16 protein-coding genes are annotated in these 22,096 nt (G+C 55.7%); 11 read left to right on the forward strand and 5 right to left on the reverse strand.

Going from position 1 to position 22,096, the window contains the following annotated elements:
* Positions 1 to 1,297: 1,297 nt before the first annotated feature.
* Complete coding sequence (locus OHL23_RS25005; protein ID WP_263354753.1) at positions 1,298 to 2,455, reverse strand: DUF362 domain-containing protein; 1,158 nt, start codon at positions 2,453 to 2,455, stop codon at positions 1,298 to 1,300.
* A gap of 591 nt (positions 2,456 to 3,046) precedes the next feature.
* On the reverse strand, positions 3,047 to 3,751 hold the full coding sequence (locus OHL23_RS25010; RefSeq protein WP_263354754.1) for a TetR family transcriptional regulator: 705 nt from the start codon (positions 3,749 to 3,751) through the stop codon (positions 3,047 to 3,049).
* Positions 3,752 to 3,827: 76 nt separating this feature from the next.
* Here OHL23_RS25010 and OHL23_RS25015 point away from each other — a divergent pair, with 76 nt between their 5' ends.
* The 8 genes from OHL23_RS25015 to OHL23_RS25045 all read left to right on the forward strand — a co-directional run bounded on the left by OHL23_RS25015 (position 3,828) and on the right by OHL23_RS25045 (position 14,374).
* Positions 3,828 to 5,081 carry an efflux RND transporter periplasmic adaptor subunit gene (locus OHL23_RS25015; protein WP_263354755.1) on the forward strand — a complete coding sequence of 418 codons (1,254 nt, stop codon included), beginning with the start codon at positions 3,828 to 3,830 and terminating at the stop codon, positions 5,079 to 5,081.
* Between the two features lie 2 nt (positions 5,082 to 5,083).
* A complete protein-coding gene (locus OHL23_RS25020; protein WP_263354756.1) occupies positions 5,084 to 8,305 on the forward strand; it encodes an efflux RND transporter permease subunit in 3,222 nt (1,073 codons plus the stop codon).
* On the forward strand, positions 8,302 to 9,723 hold the full coding sequence (locus tag OHL23_RS25025) for an efflux transporter outer membrane subunit (protein ID WP_263354757.1): 1,422 nt from the start codon (positions 8,302 to 8,304) through the stop codon (positions 9,721 to 9,723). Before OHL23_RS25020 ends, OHL23_RS25025 begins: the two co-directional genes overlap by 4 nt.
* A 621-nt stretch (positions 9,724 to 10,344) precedes the next feature.
* Positions 10,345 to 11,427, forward strand: coding sequence for an IS630 family transposase (locus OHL23_RS25030; protein ID WP_263354758.1), 1,083 nt, complete (start codon positions 10,345 to 10,347; stop codon positions 11,425 to 11,427).
* A gap of 470 nt (positions 11,428 to 11,897) precedes the next feature.
* The gene (locus OHL23_RS25035; RefSeq protein ID WP_263354759.1) at positions 11,898 to 12,923 is read left to right on the forward strand and encodes an NB-ARC domain-containing protein; all 1,026 of its coding nucleotides are present in this window, start codon (positions 11,898 to 11,900) and stop codon (positions 12,921 to 12,923) included.
* A gap of 57 nt (positions 12,924 to 12,980) precedes the next feature.
* Positions 12,981 to 13,166 carry a hypothetical protein gene (locus tag OHL23_RS29060; RefSeq protein ID WP_396127420.1) on the forward strand — a complete coding sequence of 62 codons (186 nt, stop codon included), beginning with the start codon at positions 12,981 to 12,983 and terminating at the stop codon, positions 13,164 to 13,166.
* 379 nt (positions 13,167 to 13,545) lie between these two features.
* Complete coding sequence (locus OHL23_RS25040) at positions 13,546 to 13,938, forward strand: site-specific integrase (protein WP_263354760.1); 393 nt, start codon at positions 13,546 to 13,548, stop codon at positions 13,936 to 13,938.
* 67 nt (positions 13,939 to 14,005) lie between these two features.
* Entirely contained in the window at positions 14,006 to 14,374 is a 369-nt protein-coding gene (locus tag OHL23_RS25045) for a site-specific integrase (protein WP_263354761.1), read from the forward strand.
* Between the two features lie 136 nt (positions 14,375 to 14,510).
* Here OHL23_RS25045 and OHL23_RS25050 read toward each other — a convergent pair whose 3' ends face one another.
* Positions 14,511 to 14,660: a transposase gene (locus OHL23_RS25050; RefSeq protein ID WP_263354762.1), complete on the reverse strand. Its 150-nt coding sequence runs from the start codon at positions 14,658 to 14,660 to the stop codon at positions 14,511 to 14,513.
* A 333-nt stretch (positions 14,661 to 14,993) separates the two neighbouring features.
* On the opposite strand from OHL23_RS25050, the gene OHL23_RS25055 reads away from it, so the two are divergent.
* A complete protein-coding gene (locus OHL23_RS25055) occupies positions 14,994 to 15,743 on the forward strand; it encodes a methyltransferase (protein WP_263354763.1) in 750 nt (249 codons plus the stop codon).
* Here the strand turns inward: OHL23_RS25055 and OHL23_RS25060 are convergent.
* Complete coding sequence (locus tag OHL23_RS25060; RefSeq protein ID WP_263354764.1) at positions 15,717 to 16,985, reverse strand: dicarboxylate/amino acid:cation symporter; 1,269 nt, start codon at positions 16,983 to 16,985, stop codon at positions 15,717 to 15,719. The two genes, OHL23_RS25055 and OHL23_RS25060, sit on opposite strands and share 27 nt — an antisense overlap.
* 281 nt (positions 16,986 to 17,266) lie before the next feature.
* Positions 17,267 to 18,094 carry a glucosamine-6-phosphate deaminase gene (locus OHL23_RS25065; RefSeq protein WP_263354765.1) on the reverse strand — a complete coding sequence of 276 codons (828 nt, stop codon included), beginning with the start codon at positions 18,092 to 18,094 and terminating at the stop codon, positions 17,267 to 17,269.
* A gap of 1,351 nt (positions 18,095 to 19,445) precedes the next feature.
* Between OHL23_RS25065 and OHL23_RS25070 the strand changes: the two genes are divergently transcribed.
* Both OHL23_RS25070 and OHL23_RS25075 read left to right on the forward strand, forming a co-directional pair.
* Positions 19,446 to 20,843 (forward strand): Gfo/Idh/MocA family protein, encoded by a 1,398-nt coding sequence (locus OHL23_RS25070; protein WP_317891724.1) that lies wholly within the window; start codon positions 19,446 to 19,448, stop codon positions 20,841 to 20,843.
* Positions 20,844 to 21,050: 207 nt separating this feature from the next.
* Entirely contained in the window at positions 21,051 to 21,986 is a 936-nt protein-coding gene (locus OHL23_RS25075; protein ID WP_263354766.1) for a sugar phosphate isomerase/epimerase family protein, read from the forward strand.
* The last annotated feature ends 110 nt before the right edge of the window (positions 21,987 to 22,096 follow it).

The raw sequence follows: 22,096 nt of genomic DNA on the forward strand, positions 1-22,096 counted from the left end.
TGTCGACTTTTCAAGCTGCAACGCAGTCCTCGATTCTGGACAATCCGGGCGATCACTTTATCTATCGAGCCCAGGGGTCCAAAGCTGCATAGTTTTTCGAGTAGCTAATGAAAACACGTTCAAAAGCGCTCGTTGGAAGCAGGCCATCCTCGCGGGGGCTGGGACCGCTGCCAACTTCATTCAGAGGCATTACGAATGAAATCTGTCTCACTAGACATGCACCAACGAGGATATCCTGGGCGGGTAGAACAGCGAATGCCTGCTCCACTCCCTTGACTACGCGCTTGAGCACTGGAGCCCGTATTCCGCGGAAAACGTTGAGCTCAACACTCGGAACTCTTGCAAGTCGTCAACTGACACAAGGCTTTGTGTCGTCCCAGAGCAGTAGATGCCGCGACAGAACTGCTCGTTCCTGGCCCCGGCACACCATAGCCATTACCGGGACTCACATTCGTCGACACACCATCGACGATGTAGCCGTTGGATTCGGTTCTCTGCCCATTGATACTGAAATCTCTACTAGCCCCAATTGATCCTGTCCCATCGCCCGATTGCGGAGTTGCTGTCGTGACGCCAGGCGTCATCGAGATCAAGTCCTGGAAGATTCGACCCTCAACTCGTAGAAAAGTGACTTTCTAGCGGCTACTAATTGGACAGGCGTACAGGTGGTCGTGCTAACAGACTCCTGTTTTGAGTTATAGGTTACTGTGAATTCGGCAGAACCGTCCACAAGAATCGCTACGGCTTGTTTTTGTAGGTGTTTCGCCAGTGGATCAGTTGCGTGACTGAGGTAACTCTGATTGTCGATAGTTATCACCTGATCGATCAAAACCATTGGCGAGGGGAGACCCTTCATGTCGCTCTTTGAGAGAGGGACTGACTCAAGCGGTCAAAGACTCTAATGAGATGAAAACTCTGAGTTTGCCTCTTGCGGGCGATATTTGTCGAGAAGCAACATGGCATGATCCTCAATTGTCCCCTTTCGAGGAAATTCCCATGTCAGCGGTGTGCACTGTCAGCATCACGAACGGAATGCTCTATGACAGAGCCTTCCCGAAGTCGGGACTCGAAAGTTAGGTTGCGCGTTTGAATAGGTCTCCGCGCCGCAGCTAAGCTGTGGCATCTGTAAACCGGATTATCGCGTCGTGTTCCTTTTCCCCGCGACAAAGGTCGTTATCACGCATCGTTCGCGATCCATATTTGATATGGACCTAGGCAGAATCCGCGGCGCATCCCTCGCTCCAGATATGCTCAGCCCGAACAAGCAAGCGCCCCCAACCCGCTTAATCGGATGCGATTATGAGTTCAATTCGCTCAGCTTCTTACCAACTGCACCTGGCCCGAAATTGATACGAGCGTCCTTAATGGAAAGCCCGACGACTTCGATACGCTTCAGATCTCGTGTTCCGATCCCGGCTTCCTCTGCGAGACGCAGGGAGTTATCGCCTCGGATGAACGGAGAAGTGCCGCGCTCCGCATATGGATCGTAGCCCATCACTGCCATCCCGACAGCGTCCACGCAGACAGCGTTACGGCCAGCGATGATCACGCCCGGCGTCATCTTTTCGAGGCCCTGAAGCCACGGACCTTCCCCGCCCCGCACCGTCTCGACACCATCCACGATAGCGAGATCAATTGGCCGGATGCCGTTCTGATCGACCAGAATGCGCGGAACCCGATAGCCCGGATCGCGCGGAGAATCAGGATGCAGCTCGACATCGACTCCCGCGGGCGCAGGCGTCGTTCCGCTGTGCAGCACAGGTCCGCGCTCTTGCGTCGGTTTCTCATTCCCGCTAGATCCGCAGTCCCCGCCATAGAGCGAGCAGGGCGTGTTGCCGAAGTTGTTCTTCATCGTCATGGTCACGCCTGCAATCCAATGGTTCTTCAGCTTCGCCATCGAAGCGTATACGTCGCACTGATAGAATGCCGGGTTCAGATGGTATGCCGGATAGGCGTAGCCGCCCCACGGCACCTTCATGCGCACATATTGCTTGTAGTTGCCAAGGTTCTGTACGTTTTCCCAAACCACCGGCACACCCATGTTGTTAATCGCATTTACGTCCAGGCCGTAGCGTGCCCATAACGAGAGATCCTGCTCGGCGGGGAAGAAGCTTTCAATCATGCGAACGCGCCGCGCACCTGCCTTGGCAAACAGATGCACGGTCGCCGCCACCGACTGCGGATCCGTCCGATAAGGAAGATCGGGTGTCAGCGGGAAGTTCTTCGGATTCCCCGTGAGATTCAGCTTTAGCGCAACGGTCTTTCCACGCACCAACTTCTCGATCCCGCCGATCTGATCGAACGCTTGCGAGAGTTGCTGTCCATACTGCGCGTAATCGCGACAACGTACGATCGCAACCCGACTCGCCGGAGCGTCGGCCTTCATCAGCTCCGGCATGCAAAGTGCCCCAAGCGTCGCAGCACCTGTGGTGGCCAGCATCTCTCGTCTGTTCATGTCTTCCGCCCCCTCGACACCGTGCTATCAAACCATGCTACTCCGAGATGATCGATTGCGCGGGCCAATTTGATAGCTACTGCTTGATCACCGTTCCATCTCGTTTACGGATCTCGCCCCACCCGCCATTCAGGTGGTTTGCGTTGTCAGTAAATGGAAATTTCGCCGCTAGTTTCTCGTCGATCTCGATTCCCTACCCCGACCTCTGGTTCACCCAGAAATAGCCATCCTTCATCTGGTCACCCTTTGAAGATTTCCTGCGTCTCAGCTTTGAATGGCATGTACTCCCGAATGCTGAAGTTATAGCTCACAATATCCAGAGTTCTATTCCCATGTGCCCTACCGGTGAAACATCTCCTGGTCCATGCCATGCGGTCTTCACGCCATACTGCTCAGCCAGGATCGCGATCTTTCGTGCGGGTAAAAATCCGCCCGCTTGCGACACATGTACGCTTCAGGCGTTGATGCGCGATTCCAAGAGATCGCAGACAAGATCATCGGCTATACCTGTGACCGTCGCGGCCTACATGCCCGCATCGTTATGGGGAATCATCAGATTTATTCCTTGGTGTGGATCTCAATTGGCAACGACTATAACTCCAGTCTTGCTTTGATACGCTCGCGAACCGCTTGTTCGATCCTGCGATGAACCTCTTCATTGGTCAGGCCAACAGGATCGAAGTAGAGATTGAGAGCAAGTCCGTCAAGCAATGCTCCAAAGGAAGCAATGAGTTGACGGCGTTCTGCTCCATCCGCAGTCGCGAATTCCGGGACTAATTGCATCTTGCGCTCCGCGCACTGACCGCACACCGCGGCATGGAGTTCCACCAATCTTTGCCGCTTGTGCTGTGAATGCCGCGCTGCATACAGCTTGAATTCGACATAGAGCAAAGCGCGCTGCCTGTCGCGGACGAGGGCTTCGAGGTGTTCGGTGACAACCGCGATCCGCTCTTCGTGCGTGGAATCAGGCCGCAGCTTCTTTTGGAAGGCCGCATCGTCCTGGGCCAGATCCTGTGCGATCAACGCAAAGAAGAGATCTTCTTTATCCTTAAAGTGGGCATAGAGAGCTCCTCTTGTTTTGCCCGCAGATTCGGCAATATCCTGAAGCCTGGCTCCCTCGAAACCGTCACGGGCGAAGATGCGGCGAGCCGCATGCAACAGCTCGTGACGCGTGTGAATGGCGCGCTCCTGCGTCGGGCCATCGGAAGGATCTCTGAAGGCATTTCGCTTTCTCTTCCCGATTCCTGAATTTCCCCCGCTGATTCCTGAATCAAATTGTTCTGCGCCCGCATCCATAGACGAAACATACACCCATGTATGTTTTACTGTACACCGTCATTGCGATCAGGCGGAAAACGAACAAGGAGCTTTTATGGCTTTCCAGGTGAGACGCAATCGCGGATCAGGAAACACCTACGCCCGCGGCATTCAGATGACCGGGGGCATCGCGCTCCCCTTTGCGCTGGTCCTCTTTTTGGCCGGATGCGAAAAGAAGCAGGCACCACCGGCTATGGGACCGTTGCCGGTTTCTGTTGTCACTGTCCACGCAAGCGATGTTCCCCTCCGCAACGAATGGGTGGGCACCATGGACGGCTATGTGAATGCCCAGATTCAGCCCCAGGTGAGCGGCTACCTGATCAAGCAGGATTACCGCGAAGGCTCGGTCGTGAACAAGGGGCAGGTTCTGTTCGAGATCGACCCGCGTCCGTTTCAGGCAGTTTTGGACCAGGCCGAGGGTCAGGTAGGCCAGGCAGAGGGCGCTTTGGGCCAGGCGCAGGCCCAACTGGGACTCGCCGATATCAACGTGAAGCGAGACACTCCGTTGGCAGAACAGCACGCCATCGCGCAGAGCCAGCTCGACAACGATAAGCAGACCGAAGCACAAATGACCGCAAACGTCCGCGCGGCGGAGGCGCAGATCGCCAGTGCGAAAGCCGCGGTAGAAACCGCGAAACTCAACCTCGGTTTTACCGAGGTTCGTTCGCTGATCTCCGGTGTCGCGGGACAGGCGACCACTCAGGTTGGCAATCTGGTGAACCCGCAGTCGGTTCTGACTTCGGTCTCGCAAATGGACCCGATCAAGGTGTACTTCTCCATCAGTGACAGCGAGTATCTTTCGCTTTCCAACCTGCAGGACCAGAAGAAGAGCGGCCTGCTGAGCAGCGCCCCAAACCTGCCGCTGACACTCAGGTTGGCGAACGGCGACAAATATCCGAAACAAGGCCACATCGTCTTCGTCGATCGCCAGTTAAATGCGCAGACGGGCGCCATCCGCATTGCGGCAGCGTTCCCCAACCCGGGCAATATTCTTCGTCCGGGGCAGTTCGGCCGCGTCTCGGCTGAAACGCGGTTGCAACACAATGTCATCCTCGTGCCGCAAGCTGCGGTCCAAGAGTTGCAGGGCACGCAGCAGGCCTTTATTGTCGGCCCTGACAACAAGGTCAAAATCGTCAACCTCACTCTCGGTCCGCAATATGGCAGCGACTGGGTGGTCGAAGGCGGTCTGCCTGCCGGTTCGCAGGTGGTCGTCGACAACCTGCAAAAACTGCGGGAAGGTGTGCCTGTTTCTCCGCATCCTGCGCAGACTGCACCAGCACCCGCGATGAACGATGCGGCCGGGAGGTAAGGATGTCGAAGTTCTTTATTCGCAGGCCGATCGTGGCCATTGTCATTGCCATCCTCACTACGATTATTGGCCTGGTGTCGATGCTGACTCTGCCGACGGCGCAGTATCCGGACATCGCGCCGCCGGAAATCCAGGTACAGGCCAACTATGCAGGCGCCGACGCCAAGACGCTGTTGCAATCCGTGTCTACGCCGCTGGAACAGCAGATCACCGGCGTCGACAACATGCTGTACATGTATTCGGTCAATGCCAATAACGGACAGTCGCAAATCTTTGTCGACTTCGACGTGAAGACAAACCCGGATACCGACCAGATTCTGACACAGCTGCGCGTATCTCAGGCGCAGTCGCAGTTGCCTGCGCAGGCGACCGTGGGCGGCATCACCGTGCAGAAGTCGCTTACCTCGCCGCTGATGATCGTAGCGCTCTCGTCGCCAAACAACACGTTCGACGCGACGTTCCTTACGAACTACGCCATTATCAAGCTGCAGGATGAAATCACCCGAGTTCCCGGTGTTGCTCGCGTCCAGGTGTTCGGCGGCCAGTATGCTCTACGCGTATGGGTGCAGCCAGACAAGCTGGCAAAGCTTGGTGTAACAGCGCCTGAAATCATTGCAGCCCTGCAGACGCAGAACAATGTGAATCCGGCCGGTCAGGTCGGAGGCGATCCCGCTCCGAAGGGTCAGCAGTTCACCTATACCGTCCGTACCGAGGGCCGGCTCGTCACTCCGGAAGAGTTCGGGAAGATCGTTGTGCGCGCGAACGCTGATGGTTCGGTGGTCCATCTAAGTGACGTCGCCCGCGTCGAGATGGGCCAGCAGTACTATACGCTGAATGGACGCTATAATAAGGCGCCAGCCGGCGTCTTCGGCGTCTATCAGCTCCCAGGCTCCAATGCAGTGGAAGTAGCCAAACTGGTGAACCAGCGGATGGCCGAGCTTTCCAAAAGCTTCCCCGCTGGACTGACGTACGACGTCCCGCTCGACACAACCAAGGCTGTGACCGCAGGTCTGCATGAAATTGTGCTAACCCTGGTGGAAGCTCTGGTCCTGGTGGTGATCGTGGTCTTCGTCTTCCTGCAAGGCTGGCGTGCGACGCTGATTCCTCTGATGGCCGTGCCGGTCTCCCTGATCGGCACGTTCATCATCTTCCCTTTGCTGGGATTCTCCATCAACACGCTATCGCTCTTCGGGCTTGTGCTGGCGATCGGACTGGTGGTCGATGACGCCATCATCGTGGTCGAAGCGGTAGAGCACCACATTGATGAAGGCATGAGCCCCACGGACGCGACCATCAAAGCCATGGAGGAAGTAGGCGGGCCGGTCGTGGCCATCGCGCTCATCCTTGCTGCCGTGTTCATTCCCACAGCGGCCATCCCCGGCATTACTGGCCGTCTCTATCAGCAGTTTGCCATCACGATCGCGATCTCCGTTCTCATCTCGGCCTTCAATGCGCTAACGCTCAGCCCCGCGCTGGCGTCCCTGCTGCTGAAACCGAAAGATAAGGAAAAGAAAAAGGGACTGCTCGGGCGCTTTTTCGAGTTTTTCAACAACTTCTTTGGCCGCGCAACGGACAATTTTGTATCCACATCGAGAGTTATGGTGCACAAGGCCGGGTTCTCCATGCTCGTCCTGGCCGCCGTGGGTGTCGTTTCGGTGTTGTTGGGCGCACACCTGCCAACGGGCTTCATTCCAACAGAAGATCAGGGATATGCCTTCGTCGCGCTGCAGCTTCCGGACGCTTCTTCTCTGCAGCGCACCGATGAGGCGGCACTGAAGGTGTCCGATGCGCTGATGAAAACGCCAGGCGTCCACAGCGTCATCCAGGTCAACGGCTTCAGCCTGCTTACGCAGACCCAGAGCACCAATACAGCCTTCTTCTTCGTATCCTTCAAGGACTGGGATGTTCGAAAGTCGAAGGAGGAGCAGTTCCTCGCCATCCAGCAGAATCTTGCAAAGCAACTGGCAATGAATCCGGATGGCATCGCCTTCAGCTTCCCGCCACCTTCGATTCCCGGCGTCGGCACTTCGGGGGGCGTTACCTTCATCCTTGAAGACCGCTCGGGCAACGACGATCCGATGTATCTGACCAAGAACCTCGGTACGTTCATGGGCGCCCTGAAAAATCATCATGAGATCGCGGCCGCTGTTCCAGCCTACCTGCCCGCCGTGCCGCAGATTTATGCGGCGGTGGACAAAGAAAAGGTTGTGCAGCAGCAGGTTCAGCTCTCGGATGTTTATGCGACGATGCAGACATTCATGGGCGGATACCTTGCAAACTACTTCAACCGGTTTGGCCGGCAATGGCAAACATACGTGGAAGCTGAGTCCGACACACGAAGTAAGATCGAAAACATCAATCAGTTCTATGTGCGAAGCGCCAATGGAGGACAGGTGCCTCTGGCAACGCTCATCAACATCAAAAAGATCAATGGACCGGAATTCATTCTTCGATTCAACGAATACAACGCAGTGCAGATGACCATCGTCGGCGCCCCCGGGTACAGTTCCGGGCAGGTCATGAAGGCTTTGGAAGACACCTTCCATCAGACCATGCCGTCTGACATGGGCTTCGATTATTCAGGCATGTCCTTCCAGGAAAACAAGGCCGCGCACGGACTTCCTCCATGGGTCGTCTTCGGGCTCTCGATTCTGTTCGTTTTCCTGATTTTGGCTGCTCAATATGAAAGCTGGACTCTTCCATTCAGCGTTCTTCTCAGCACGCCGGTGGCGATTCTGGGCGCCTATACGGCGTTGAATATCCGTGCGCTGGAGAACGATGTCTTTGCAACCATCGGACTGATCATGCTGATCGGTCTGTCGGCGAAGAACGCGATCCTCATCGTCGAGTTCGCCAAGACGAACTACGAGAAGGGGGAAAGCATTGCCCAGGCCGCGCTGGACGCAGCCCGGCTTCGTCTCCGGCCCATCATCATGACAGCACTGGCATTTATCGTCGGATGCCTTCCACTATGGTTTGCATCCGGCGCCGGAGGCGTGTCGCGCCGCATCCTGGGCACGGTGGTCGTGGGCGGCATGCTGCTCTCGACAGTGCTCGGTATTCTCTTCGTTCCCGTAACGTTTTCGTTCGTCGAGTATCTCTCCCATCGCTACACCAAAGGGGGAAAAGGAACGACGATGGATTCCAAACCCGACGTCGATCCAGTCGAGCTCGGCAAGCGGGCTGGTATCGGCCAGCCACCGGCCAAGGGAGATCACGCATGAATACCTCGATGAAAAGCGCAACTGCGTTCCTGGCTGGCATCACGGCTTTACTTCTGGCAGGTTGCAACGTTGGCCCAAAATACCAGCGGCCTGCGGTCACAGCTCCTCCTGCGTTTCGCGGTCCGGATGAGACCGCTGTTTCGAGCGATGCTAAGGATTCGCTCGGAGATGAGCAATGGAGCGCGGTATTTCGCGAGCCGGAGTTGCAGGATCTGATCCGTCAGGCGCTAGCGAACAACTATGACCTGCGTGTAGCTGCCGAGCGCGTACTCGAAGCCCAGTCGCAGATTCGTATTACGCGGGCAGCCGGCCTGCCTACGCTCACTGTCGGCGGGACGGGTATAGGCGCAGATCTCCCAAGTTCTCTTGGAAGTACTCTGGGAGGGAACAATCCCCTGTCGTTCGGCAGCTTCAATTTGTCGGCCGCGTGGACGCCGGATTTCTGGGGTTTGTATCGCAAGCAGACGGAAGCTGCGCGGGATCAGATGCTCGCGCAAGCGTGGGCGCAGCGCGCCGTGCGCATGACTCTGGTTGGGCAGGTTGCGACATCGTACTTCACGCTGCGGTCTCTGGATCAGCAACTCGAGGTTGCCAAGCAGACCCTCAAAGCCCGCCAGGACTCCTTGGATCTGACAAAGAGGCTAGAACACGGTGGTTCCGCGCCGCTTTCCGACGTGCGCCAGGCAGAGCAGTTGCTCTACACGGCCAGCGCAGAGATTCCTCAGCTGCAGGAGCAGATTCAGCAGCAGGAGAATGCGATGAGCCTTCTGCTGGGGAAGCCACCCGGGCCAGTCGCGCACACCGATCCATCGGCGCTCTCGCCTGTGCCGCAGGATCTTCCGGTTGGCATTCCCTCGCAGCTTCTGGAGCGCCGTCCTGACATCCAACAGACCGAAGCGCAGCTCAAAGCAGCCAATGCACAGGTAGGTGTAGCCAAGGCGCAATTCTTCCCGCAGCTCTCGATCAGCGCATCGGCTGGCGTAGGTGGAGACAGCCTCTCCAACATCTTCGATCCGGCAGGCAAAACAATCTATGGCCTCGGCACTCTGACGCAGCCCATCTTTGAAGGCGGCAAGCTTCGCGGTCAATATGAGCTTTCCAAGCAGCAAAAGGAAGAGTTGGTCCTCACCTATCAGAAGACGATCCTGACTGCCTTCCGCGATGTATCGAACTCCTTGATCGCCGTAAACAAGCAACATGCCACGCGTGCCGAGCAGCAAAAGCTGGTAGAAGCCGCACAGGATGCAACGCGGCTCGCGCGCATTCGCTATGAAGGCGGCTCGACGGCCTATCTCGAAGTGCTCACGACAGACACCAATCTCTTTAACGCTCAGCTCAACCTCATCAACGCGGAACAGAGCGAGGCGCTCTCTCTCGTGCAGCTCTACCAGGCACTCGGCGGTGGTTGGCAGCAGTAAATCTGCTCCACCATCGCCCTGCAGGCATCTTGCACAATTGTGCAAGATGCAGCGTCGATAAAGCCAGGCAGCGGTGCTCTTCACTGGCACGCACTGTTGGGCTCACTCGAACACGCAACAAAGGCCTTGTCTTTTAAGACGATAGAGGACGTTATCATTCATTTAGACTCGGTGATGCGAACTCAAGAGATCGCAGAGGCCGTTTGCTTCCAGGGCGAGAATCGTGCAAAAAGGGACCAGGGAGAAATCTCCCCATATGCTGCATGAGCCGCTGGCGAACGAAGTCGGCGCTCGATCGGCTTCATGCCTGCGACCTGTTTCTGTTAGGGACCTTTTCCGAGAAATGCCTGTCATCGGCGAAATCGCATTGCATGCCCCTGTCTGGATCATTCCGCCCCGATACCCGCCACTCGACCGGAACCAGGAGGGAAACTTCGGGACTCAACCCCATCCCAATGGGTGCATCGCCTAAAATTGCGAGGGTTAAACTACTTCTGGGTTGCCAGGTAAATCTACGCAAAAGCGCGCGAGTAGATACGCCTACAATGGCTAGTGTCCTGTCCCTGAAATAATTATCATAAATATTGGAGATTCGGCATCGGATAGAGTGGGAGGAAGCCCATGCGGAAAGGTCGTCCACTCGCTCCGTTGTCTGTTACCGTTGAGGATCGCGCTCAGCTTGTCGCCTGGAGCAAGCGGCCCAAGACGGCGCTGGCCATGCGATCGCGCATCGTTCTGCTGGCTGCCGATGGACTCAGCAACACGGTCATTGCCAGCCAACTACACACCATGCAGCACACCGTGGGCAAGTGGCGGAGGCGTTATCTGGAGTCCGGTCTGGATGGACTTTTAGACGAGCCGCGCCCAGGCACCTCGCACAAGCTCAGCGACCGTGACGTGGAGAGTGTTCTGGCGCTCACCCTGGAGTCAACCCCAGCAGATGCTACGCAGTGGTCGACACGTTCCATGGCCAAGCGCGCCGGTCTCAGCCGCAACTCCATCCATCGCATCTGGCAAGCCTTTTCCCTGGCGCCGCATCGCTCCGAGACGTTCAAGTTATCCAAAGACCCGCTGTTCATCGACAAGGTGCGCGATATCGTCGGCCTGTATCTGGCTCCTCCGGAGCGCGCCCTGGTGCTGTGCGTGGACGAGAAGAGTCAGATACAAGCCCTGGATCGCACCGCGCCGCTGCTGCCCATGCGTCCCGGACAGATCGAACGCCGCACCCACGATTACGCCCGTCATGGCACCACCAACCTGTTCGCTGCCCTGGACACCAAAACCGGTGCGCTGATTGGCCAGACCCAGCGTCGGCATCGCTCGGTGGAATTCCGCAGCTTCCTCGATACGATTGAGGAAAACGTGCCGCCGGAGTTGGACATCCACCTGATCCTGGACAACTACGGCACCCACAGGACGCAACTGATTCGCGACTGGCTGGTGAAGAGGCCGCGCTTTCACCTGCACTTCACGCCCACTTCGGCCAGTTGGCTCAATCTGGTCGAACGCTGGTTCGCTTTGCTCACTGAAAAGCAGCTCCGGCGCGGCGTCCATCGCTCCACCAAAGAACTGGAAACAGCCATCCAACGCTTCATCCAGCACCACAACATGCATCCAAAACCCTTCATCTGGCATAAAACCGCAGACCAAATTCTCGACTCCCTCGCGCGATTTTGTACTCGAACTTTAGGGACAGGAGACTAGATCATCTTGACAGAAAGTCAAGTAGACCGCGCCATGCCGAATAACGCCCGAATCTTTCTTACGCACGTGCAGACCTAGATGCGTCGCGGACTCTCCGAGATCTCATAGAGACCGAGTTGGGATCTGGCGTTGTTTGGCACGACGTGCGCAACCTCGTAAGCGGTCAATGGTGGATTGAAATTGAAGAGATATTGCGCAAGCAGGCAACCGTCGAACACCTCGTGATGCTAACCTCGCTTGAAACGCTGTCCCTACCTATCATACGTGACAAATGGCGGGTCGCGCGCAGAGAGGGTAAGGCGGTTACGAACGTATTTTGGTCAGCGCGACAGGGCTTTGTAGTACCAGAACTCGCGAAACTACCGAAGTAGATTGGTGCCAAGAACTTTATTAATCTTTCGCTGCCGGAGGGACCTCAGCGCCTAATTCATCGCCTGAAACAACCAGGACAGGGTCCACGCCGCCCTGGTATGGCACCACAGCTACCAGAACCCTTTATTCAGCGACCGGTTGAGTTCAACCGTCTGAAGTCCGCCCTGTTGAGCGGTGATGGAGACGCTATTGCCTTGACGGCGCCCCTTCGCGGCGCGGGTGGCTTTGGCAAGACGGTACTCGCGAGCGCACTTGCACACGACGAAGAGATCCAGGATGCTTTTCCAGATGGCATATTATGGGTCACTCTTGGCCAGAAGCCCAATCTTGTGCAAATACTTGCAGACCTGATTTACAAATTGACACTTGAACACGTGGCATTCAGTAAACCCAATGTTGCGGCAAATAGACTCAAAGATCTTCTAGAGCGGCGACATTGTCTGCTGGTGATTGATGACGCATGGTATCGAGGCCACCTTCGTCACTTACTCGATGGAGCATTTGGGACGACCCACCTCATTACTACGCGTCGCAGTGACATACTGCCATCTCGGGCGACAAGAATTCTAGTCGATGCTATGACTTCGGAGGAGGCGGTTCAGCTGTTGGGCTGGCAGATTGGCGACGTCAACGTCGCACAGCGGAACGAGTTAATCAGACTAGCAAGCGAAGGACTCGGTGAGTGGCCCATTCTATTGGGCCTCGTTAACGGGTTTCTGCGCGGGCGGATACGACTCGGTGAGAACCTTGAGCAAGCAATCCGCACGGTCCGCCTGCGCCTCGACCGATGTGGCCTCAGTGCCTTCGATCGCACTTTGGAAACAGATCGAACTGCCGCTATCGACAGTACAGTTCGGGCAAGCCTTGACCTGCTAGCTGCATTCGATGAGTCCGCAGGATTTCACGCGCAGCGCTATCACGAATTGGCAATATTTGCTGAGGATGTGAATATTCCAATAGCAACGATCGCCCGGCTCTGGCGCCGAACTGCGAACAGTGATGCGTTTGAAACCGATGCTGTCCTCGAACGCTTTTACGAGCTAGCATTGCTACAACTAAGGTTAGTGAATATTTCAACGATGACACTGATCAGGCAATTCGAATTTAAAGACGGCTATATCTGAGGTATCGCGGCTAGTCTCACAGCTTTAGCCGTTAGCTTTGATAATGCATTGATCCAAGTGCGAAATTTGCATGACCCTAACGAGCAAGCCGAGTTAGCCGGGCATCAGGGACCTGTGACCGCGTTGACGGCCCTGCCTGATGGTCGTTTTGTCTCTGGAGCAAAGGACGGAACCATTCGTCTCTGGAGTGACCATTGTGGTATCGAGATCTTCCGTGCGTTGGGGTCTCGACGGGATGTGTGAGCTGTGCTTGCGCTAAGTAACGAGCATATTGTTTTTGCTTTCAATGATAGGACCATTCATTTATATGATCTTCCTCGGAGGGCTGAGATCGCAATGTTGGAGATCGATGCTGACGTGTCTTGCATGGCCGCGCTTTCTGGTGAGCGCTTCGTCGTGGGGGACGCATTTGGCTCTCTACATTGGCTGAGAATCATGGAATGAAGGATGTGGTGGTCGCGGCTCCGTTGTCCGAGGGCCTGTTTGCGCCATCGGAACAATGCGAAGAATAGAGAACTCACGAACTTTGGGCAACCGAAGAAAAGAGGATGTTGTAATCGCTTGACTTTCTAAATCGATAAAATACATTATCGCGTTAGGAACCATGGATTAGAGCAGGGCAGTGTCGAACGAGCCGGGTAGTGTCAAGTCTGCACGTGCTCTGACATCGGATCAGTATGTCGGGCTCGCCGATGTTCCCCCGGAGATCGAATGGCTCGCTAACATCACCAATGACAAGACGCGACGCTCCTATAAAAGCGACGTCGCTAAGTTCGTAGCGTTCACGGGCCTGAAGAATTCTGCAGCGCTGCGTACCGTCGCGCACTCCCATGTCAACGCCTGGCGAAAGGACATGCAGACTCGCTCCCTCGGCGCGGTCACGATCCGCCGCAAGCTCTCAGCGCTGTCGTTACTCTTCGACTACCTGTGCGAACGCAATGCGGTCCTCGGTAATCCGTGGACGGCGTTAAGTGGCCCGCCACGAATATTAAGGAAGGTAGCACTCCAGCCCTAGGGGATGCACAGGCAAGACGACTGCGGGAGGCCCCTGCCTCGGACACGCTGGAGGGGTAAGGGATCGCGTGATACTCGCTACCCTGCTCTATCACGGCATCGGGCGCGAGGAGCTATGCCTGCTGCGGCTGCGTGACATGCAAAGTCGTCAAGGAGTGATGCATTTCAGTATTAAGGGCAAGCGCGCCAAAATCCGGTTTGTTCCCGTTCACCCGATGACCTCGCGGCTCATCGGAGAATATCTGGAAGCGGGGAAACACGGCGGGGCGCTGAGCCACGAAAGCCCGGACTCTCCCCTTATCCGGCCAGTTGCGAACAACCGCACCGACACGCTTGATAAGCACCTCGATCCCGGATCGATATATCGGAACATTGTGATGAAGTACGCGAAGGCGACCGGCATCAGCGGGGAAGCCATAGGTATCTGTGTGCATTAGAGGCGGGCGACTGTGACGACAAATGCGCTATCAAACGAAGCGGTCATGGCCAAAGTGCAGGAGCGGCTCGGTCATGCTAACAGCCGCTTCAAGAGTGAGTTCTCATCTTCTAACTGATGCAGACGCTGGGCCTTGTTCACTTCGAGGCGGTCGTACTTGGCCTACCAGGCGTAGATCGTGTGCTTGGGACTCCATACTCCCGGGCTACGTCCTCCGCCGTGCGGCCAGCCTCCACCCGCTTCAGCGCGGCGATGATCTGCGCCTCCGTGTGCCTGCTCTTGCTCATGCCCTCTCCTCAATCCGAAATCATACCTCCGTATGTGCGGATCCAGGGGCGCAGGTCACGAAAGGGCGTTTGCATCTGCAGCCTGGCTGATCCTCAGCTGACCCTGTTAGAAATCGCGGACAAATCTCAGTCGCAACTTTGTCCTCGATTCAGGTACATCGGTCTGCAATCAAAGTGCAATGAAACTGCGGTTAAATCACAGAGAATCGTTGAAACATATGGCGCCACAATCCGCGATTTGGGTGCAGCACAATATCCGCGTATACTCCCCTGTGTAGAGCAGGGTATTAGGATGTCGCAATTCAGAAAGGCTGCATGAGCGAGAGAAGTCCAGTGAGTACTCCGACGGAATGGTGGCAAGCCTACATCGGCGATTGTGGTTGTGAGAAACCATCCAAGCTTTCCCAACTTCTGGCAGAAACCATTCCCATCGAACCGCGTACAAAAAAGCTATTGGATATGGGCTGCGGCACCGGGATTATCGGTCTCTACTGCCTTCTTGAGAAGAAGGCCAGCTCTGTCACCTTCATTGAAATTCTGCATGAATGGATTGACATCACTCGCGCCAACGTCAGTCTTAAAATTAAGGAAGGCGCCATTACTCCATCACAAGTCAATGTCGTGGATGCAATGCCCTTCGATCGAATTTCCCCGGAGGTCGTTGCCCAACACGATATGGTTGTTTTCAACCTCCCGCAGTTTCCCGAGGACTTTGTGAGCCCAAGTGAATTGTCCGAAATCGGAGCCGATCCTATTAGGGCCAAGTACCGTTTAGCGGGACGGGACGGGTTAAAGATGGCGCGTGACTTCTCCCAGTGGTATGCCTGTCTCAGACAGCCAAAGCCTGACGCCGTATTCGTCCTGTGGTCGATCCTTGGCAAGCGACAAATCGCAGAAGCGCTCAAAGCAGACGGTTTCCAATGGAAGATTATTCAGGAGACGCCGATTCCTCTCAAGCCTGAGTTTTCTCGCGTTGCTGCGGAATTCTTTCAGGATGCAGAAGAAAAAGACAACAGAATGCTTGCAAGGGATGGGGACGGCTGGACGATCCACGTGTTAACAATCAGGCTCACGGACATCTGAAGCCGCGAACGCGCCTTCGATTGCCTCTGACTGTCCTCGGGGGTTTAGCAGGCTTGCCGCACCTAGCCAGCACGAGACGGTGAGCGTCGTGCGAAACATGTCGGGCAGGGTATCGACAGCCAGTAACATAGCCATGCCTTCAAGTGGGATCCCTGCGGAGGCAAGCATGGGCGACATAACGATAATGGCGCCGCCGGGTATGCCCGGGGCGGTCATGCTAACTGCGATGGCGTTCAGAGCGAGGGCGGCGAACTGTGCGGAGGAGAAAGATACTCCGTAAAAACCCGCCAGGAAGGAGACCCCTACCATTTGCTCGATGCAGCCGCCCACGTGGAAGATAGATGCGGCGAAGGGGAAGAAAAAAGCGCCGGCGTCATCTGAAAGCTTGAGGCTGTCGTGCCCTGCCTTGTACGAAGCAGGCAGGGCAGCGAGCGAGGAGCGCGAAGTAAAAGCAATCGCCTGCGCCGGAGCGCTCGCTCGGATAAATTCCGGAATGCTCAATGAGCTGAAGATCGCGATACTGGGATAGAGAATAACTGGGATGAAAATCGCGGTGGTGAAGCACATGGCAACCACATAGCTCAAAAGCCAGCGCGCGCCACCTACTCCAACGCTTGCACCGAGGCCTACGGAAAGACAAAATACTCCAATCGGAACCGTTTTGAGAATGCCACCAATAAGGATGGTGAAGCCATCTGCCAACGCGCGGAAGAAACGGGTGAGAAGGACGCGCTGAGAGTCTGGAAGGTGCGAAATGGCGATGCCCAGTGCAACGGAAGAAAGAACCAGAGGAAGAAGGGCCCCGTCCTGAGCGGCCTTGAAAATGTTGGCGGGCACGAGGCCCAGGAGGAAGGAGCCGACTGTGGGAGCCGCGCCGGCTGGGATAGAAGATGTGGCGGTGGCAATGGCCGCGCGGCCAATGACTTGTGACAAATAGTGAAAGAGAGCAAATGCAATCCCCCCCGCAAAAACAGCTGATGCGACAAGGTAGAAGAGCATGATGGCTAGCGATCTGCCTGCGAGACGGCCGAGTTTGGCAGGGTTGGTGACGGCGCATCCAGCTATGAGGCTGGTGGTCACGAGCGGAATGACGCAAACCAGGATCGCATTGATGAATAATCGCGCCAAAAGCTCAATCAGAGTAGGGATATCGTGCAGCAGGGGGAAGGGGCTGCGTTTACACGCGTATCCCAGAAAAGCACCGAGGAGCAGGGACAGAAAGACGCGAAGGGGGGAACTCATGCTCCATTCCAATTCGAGCGGCGCCGTCGATTATAAGGATGGGTCATTCGAGGGCCTACTAACTGCGTAAAAGTAACTGCCTGGATCAGAAACCGGAACTCTATCCAAAAGATAGTGCCGTAGGATTCGCACCTTCTCCTCCGCCGTGCCATGTCTGCGTTCTCAGCTCATAACTTCGCTCCGCTATCTTAGCCGACGAACGCTATCTCCATTTCCAGCAGAGGCGGGACTGGTCACAAGGACGACAGCGACGCCCGCCGTGAGTCTGGTGCTTGAGAAAATCACAGTGCAGTTCTGCTTAATTCGTTTCTAATTTCGCCAACCGAAAGAACCAGATCATCGAGATTCAGTTGTGCGGCCGATTCGGAATCGAGAAGCAGCGTCGCGTTGGGATGCGTACGAAGAATCGTCGCTGGGCATTTCTCTGAAATTGCCCCGTGGAGTGTTCGCCTCACGATCTCTGCCTTGCGTCTTCCGGGCACGGAGAGAATGAGCTCAGGGACGCGCATGATGGTGGGAATCGTGAGAGTGAGAGCTCGATCCGGAACCTCCTCCCAACTCCGAAACCATCCCTCGGCAGCCTGTTGTTTCCGGCAGGCAGAATCCAGCCGGGCGACTTTCATCTCACGTGGATCGTGAAAATCCGCCTCACTGGGATCGTTGAAAGCTAAATGTCCGTTCTCCCCGATCCCCAGTAAACAGAGTTGAGGATTGGCTTCGCGTAGCTTCATTGCATATGCCCGGCAAAAGCTGTCGTGGTCCGGCGTGCGGCCGTCGATTTCGAAGAACTTGTGAATGGGAACACGCGAGGTCAGGTGTTGGCGCAGGTATCTCCGGAACGAAGCGGGATGGTTTTCATCGAGGTCCACGTATTCATCAAGATGAAAGCCGACAATCTTTTCCCAGGGAATTTCCTCCCGGTTGACCAGGCTATTCAGCGTGTCCAGTTGCGATGCGCCCGTGGCAAAAACCACACCGACAAGATCCTGAACCATGCACAGTTTGCAAATGGCCCGGGAAGCATACTCCGCTGCCGCATGACCGGAAGATTCACTGTTGGGATGAACCTCTACCTGGAGTGTCTCAACCTTAAACCGAATAATATCCATATCAACACGAATCCCTTTCGAGGTCCACGCCGAACCTCAGTGAGTGATTGCCGACAACCTTCGTGCCGTTATCGAGAATCTGATATAAGTTCTGTCCCTCGATGGAGGGACCAGAGTCTTCCGTACGGTGGGTTTCCCTGGTACGGCTGCAACGCTGGCTTGTTAGAAGGCACCTTCCCGCGCGTGGCACCCACGTGTCGCGTCTGTGCCAGCAGCGCTGGCGGTTACGGAGTGATTCCACTTAACCGGCGAAAACACATGGAAACCGAGGCGTCTTGCGCCATGCCGGGGACTCTTCCCCGATCAACCTGCGCTGGGGCGATGTGCGTCGCCAAGAAAGACTCAATGCGCAAAATAAAAATCTTTGAGTTCTGATAGGAAAAGCCTCCATACCTGTCCTCTATCGCATAATTTCTAGTCGTGAGCGCAATTCTCGAGAAATCTAAGCGGAGTGTCAAGAGGAATTTTCCCCGGATTTGTGCAATATTTCTCCGCGCTGTAGGCGTAGGTTGCCATTTCTCGAAGCCCTATTTTTCTTGGCCGAACCGTTCTGTCCTTCACCGTCTCTGCGCACGTTGTGAAGCTTGTTGCCTCACCTTTCCGGGTATTCGTTTAGCGGGTGGCGGAACCAAACGCAGGGCTTGGGGCCTGGGGAGATGGAGCAGTTGTTGCAAGGTTCCAGTTGTGGGCCGCCATCGGGCCGTAGTTACGATCCGGCTGAATCGAATACAAAATTAGCACGCCGATCCCAATGCCAAGCCTGTGTAAGCGAGCACTTCGGCCGACGGCAACTATGGTCCAGCCGACTCGCCGGACGGGAAGTATCTGGCATGGCGCTCGCAGGAGCGCGGGATACAAATCGGTCAGGTCGAGCATAAAGATGCCGGCGCCGGCCTAGATCGTCTCGTCGAAGAGTTGAGTGCTCCTGAGAAAATTTACTCATCTATGGAGAATTTCTTCTTGACATACGCGGCCCGAATAACGATACTTTCGACAGTTAGCAAGTCAGTTAAGAAAACCGGACTGAACAGCCGGAAATCGCACTCCTTTACGAGGAAGCGCTTGAGCACTCTTTACGAGTAAGCGCTCGAATCGATGGCCATCCTTGAAGTTCTTACCTGTGTGCTCTCTTCCCCTGTTGAAACGCATGGCTGAATGTTGTGCATCCAGCGCAAGCCAATCTTAAGTTTTTCGAATCTACTTCGATACATTACGACCCTGCAATGCGCTAACCTGCCCCGGCGGGTCACTGAAGTTGCGTCACGAATGGAAGTCAGGACTGCCATTCTAAACGCCGGCCTCAGCCCATCGGGAGAGTTGGCCGCTTCGCAGGGAAAACAAATTTATCTTCTTGGATGGAGAAACAAACATGGTTAGTAGGCGTGAATTTATCGACACACTTGCCCTTGGAACGGCCGGTTTGGCTATTTCATCCACTGCTAAGAGCTACGGTCAGATTGTGGGTTCCAACGATCGTCTCAACTTTGCAATCCTGGGTCTGCATATCCGAGGCTATTCTCATCTTGGAGCGCTCGTAAAGAATAGCGATACCGCCCGTGTCTCGCACGTTTGCGATGTGGATCGCGGTATTATGGCCACCTTCGCGGGCGTCGCACAGCAGGAGTTGGGCTATGCTCCTGTCAATGTTCAAGACTTTCGTGAAATCCTTCAGAACCGGGAGGTAGACGCGATCACCATCGCCACTCCTGACCACTGGCACACCCCTTTGGCGATTCTCGCCTTGCAGGCGGGAAAGCACGTCTATGTTGAAAAACCATGCTCGCACAATCCTGCCGAGGCAGTGCTGCTGGTGCAGGCTCAACAGAAGTATAAAAAGTGTGTGCAGTTGGGTACGCAACAGCGGTCATGCCCACATACCATGGAGGCGGTCGACAAGATACACAATGGCCTGATCGGCACACCATACTTCGCCAGGGCTTGGTACAGTTCCTCAAGAAAAGGGATCGACTTCGGGAAAGAAGCTCCCGTGCCGCCGCAGCTCGATTGGGATCTGTGGCAGGGACCCGCACCGCGGCGGCCCTATCACGATAACTATCAGCCGTACGACTGGCACTGGTTCAAGCACTGGGGCACCGGTGAAGCTGGAAACAATGGCGTACATAATATCGACATATGTCGCTGGGCGCTTGGGGTCGACTATCCGCAGAGCGTTGTAGCAACGGGCGGAAGATATGCCATGAAAGATGACCAGCAGTTTTATGACACCCTTTCAGTCAACTTTGAATACGCCGATAAGATGATTACCTGGGAGGGCAGGAGCTGCGCCGCAGTAGGGTACATGGGGCGCAATTCAGGGTTGGTAGTCACCGGAACCACCGGTTCGGTGATGATCTATGGAGATGGCGGCGATGGCTATGAAACCTTTGATCTCAAAGGGAAATCGACGGGCGTCTTCAAGCGTGACTTGCGTGACCCCGACTCTGCTCATCCGCCCAGTCAAGCGGGTAGCCGCCAGGCGGGCGCAGGACAACAGCGCGATAATGGCGATCCGATAACAACTGCCCACTTTGCCAACTTCATCGCTGGAATCCGCAACCAAGAGAAACTTAACGCGCCTATCTCCGAAGGAGCTAAATCGACTACCCTGATGCTCCTGTCGAACATCTCATGGGAAGTAAAGCGCCCCCTGAAGCTCGAATCAAGTACTAACGCACATATTCAGAACGATCCGGATGCCATGAAGCTGTGGTCGCGCGAGTACGAGAAGGGTTGGGCTCCCCGTCTCTGAGTCATCCCTGCGCCTGCAGGGGCTCCCTGTCATCGGCCCCTGCCGCAATCCTTTCAACCCGCTTTACCGGTGTCAAAAGCTCATCCCATCAATCTTCTCCTGACCAAAGACGGGCAGGATGATTTGGTCAGGTTTTCGAACGCGTGTCGCGATTGCAATCGGCGCAGTCTAAAAGCACTTACAACCAAGGGCACAGGAGGGAGGACCATGTTAGATCGTCGTCAGTTTGTCAGGACCATCGGACTCGGCGCTATGGCAGGCATCGGAGGAGTCGGATCGCAGATTGCGGCAGCCGCAGAATCGGAAGGCAATGCAGACAAATCAAAAGTTGCACGATTGTTGCCAGGCAACTGCGCTTACTCGTATGGCAAGGACATTCAACAAGGCAAAATGACGCTGGAAGATGTCATCCTACTGGCTGTTGAACAGAAGCTTGCCGCCGTCGACATGACGGTATATTACCTCAAGAACACCACCCCCGAGTATCTTCATAGCCTTCGCCTCCTGGCTTACAAGCATGGCGTGGCCTTCTCAGGAACCGCATGCAGATCAAGCATGGTGCAGACTACAGCTGACAAGCGCGCGGCTGTGCTGAACGAAATCAAGGGGTGGGTGGATGTGACGGCTCAGTTGGGTGCGTCGCAACTGCGCGTGTTTGCGGGAAAACTGCCTGATGGCGCGACCTTGCAGGAGGCCACGGGGTGGACGGTAGAGGGGATGAAGGCGGCCTGCGACTACTCGGGCTCGAAGGGGATCGTGCTGGGCCTGGAGGACCATCAGGGCGTGACGCAGACCTCCGACGTGTGCATTGAAATCATGCAACGCGTCAATCATCCTTATGCCAGCATCAATCTCGACATTACAAATTTCATCGCCAGCCCTACCCAGGACGCTTACGCGCAGATTGCCGCGTGCCTGCCCTATGCAAGCGGCAACATCCACATCCGCGACCACTTTTACGGGGATGATCACGCCCTCGTGGACATGGAGCGCGTATGGAAGTTGTTCGCACAGGCTGGGTACCAGGGTTATGTGTCGGCCGAATACGAAGCCAATTTCCCCGGCTGTCTGCCGCCTTCCACCGGCGTTCCCAAGCTGCTTGAAACCATCAAGACGCTGTGCAGGAAGTATTCAAGCGCCTGACCGGGATGTCACGGCCATAGTTGGAAGAAACGTACCATCCACGATACGCAAGCAATGGCAGGTTCACGAGCAGGATCCGTACACGCTGTTGCGCGGCGCGCAACTATAAG

It is taken from the genome of Acidicapsa acidisoli (assembly GCF_025685625.1).
GTDB lineage: Bacteria > Acidobacteriota > Terriglobia > Terriglobales > Acidobacteriaceae > Acidicapsa > Acidicapsa acidisoli.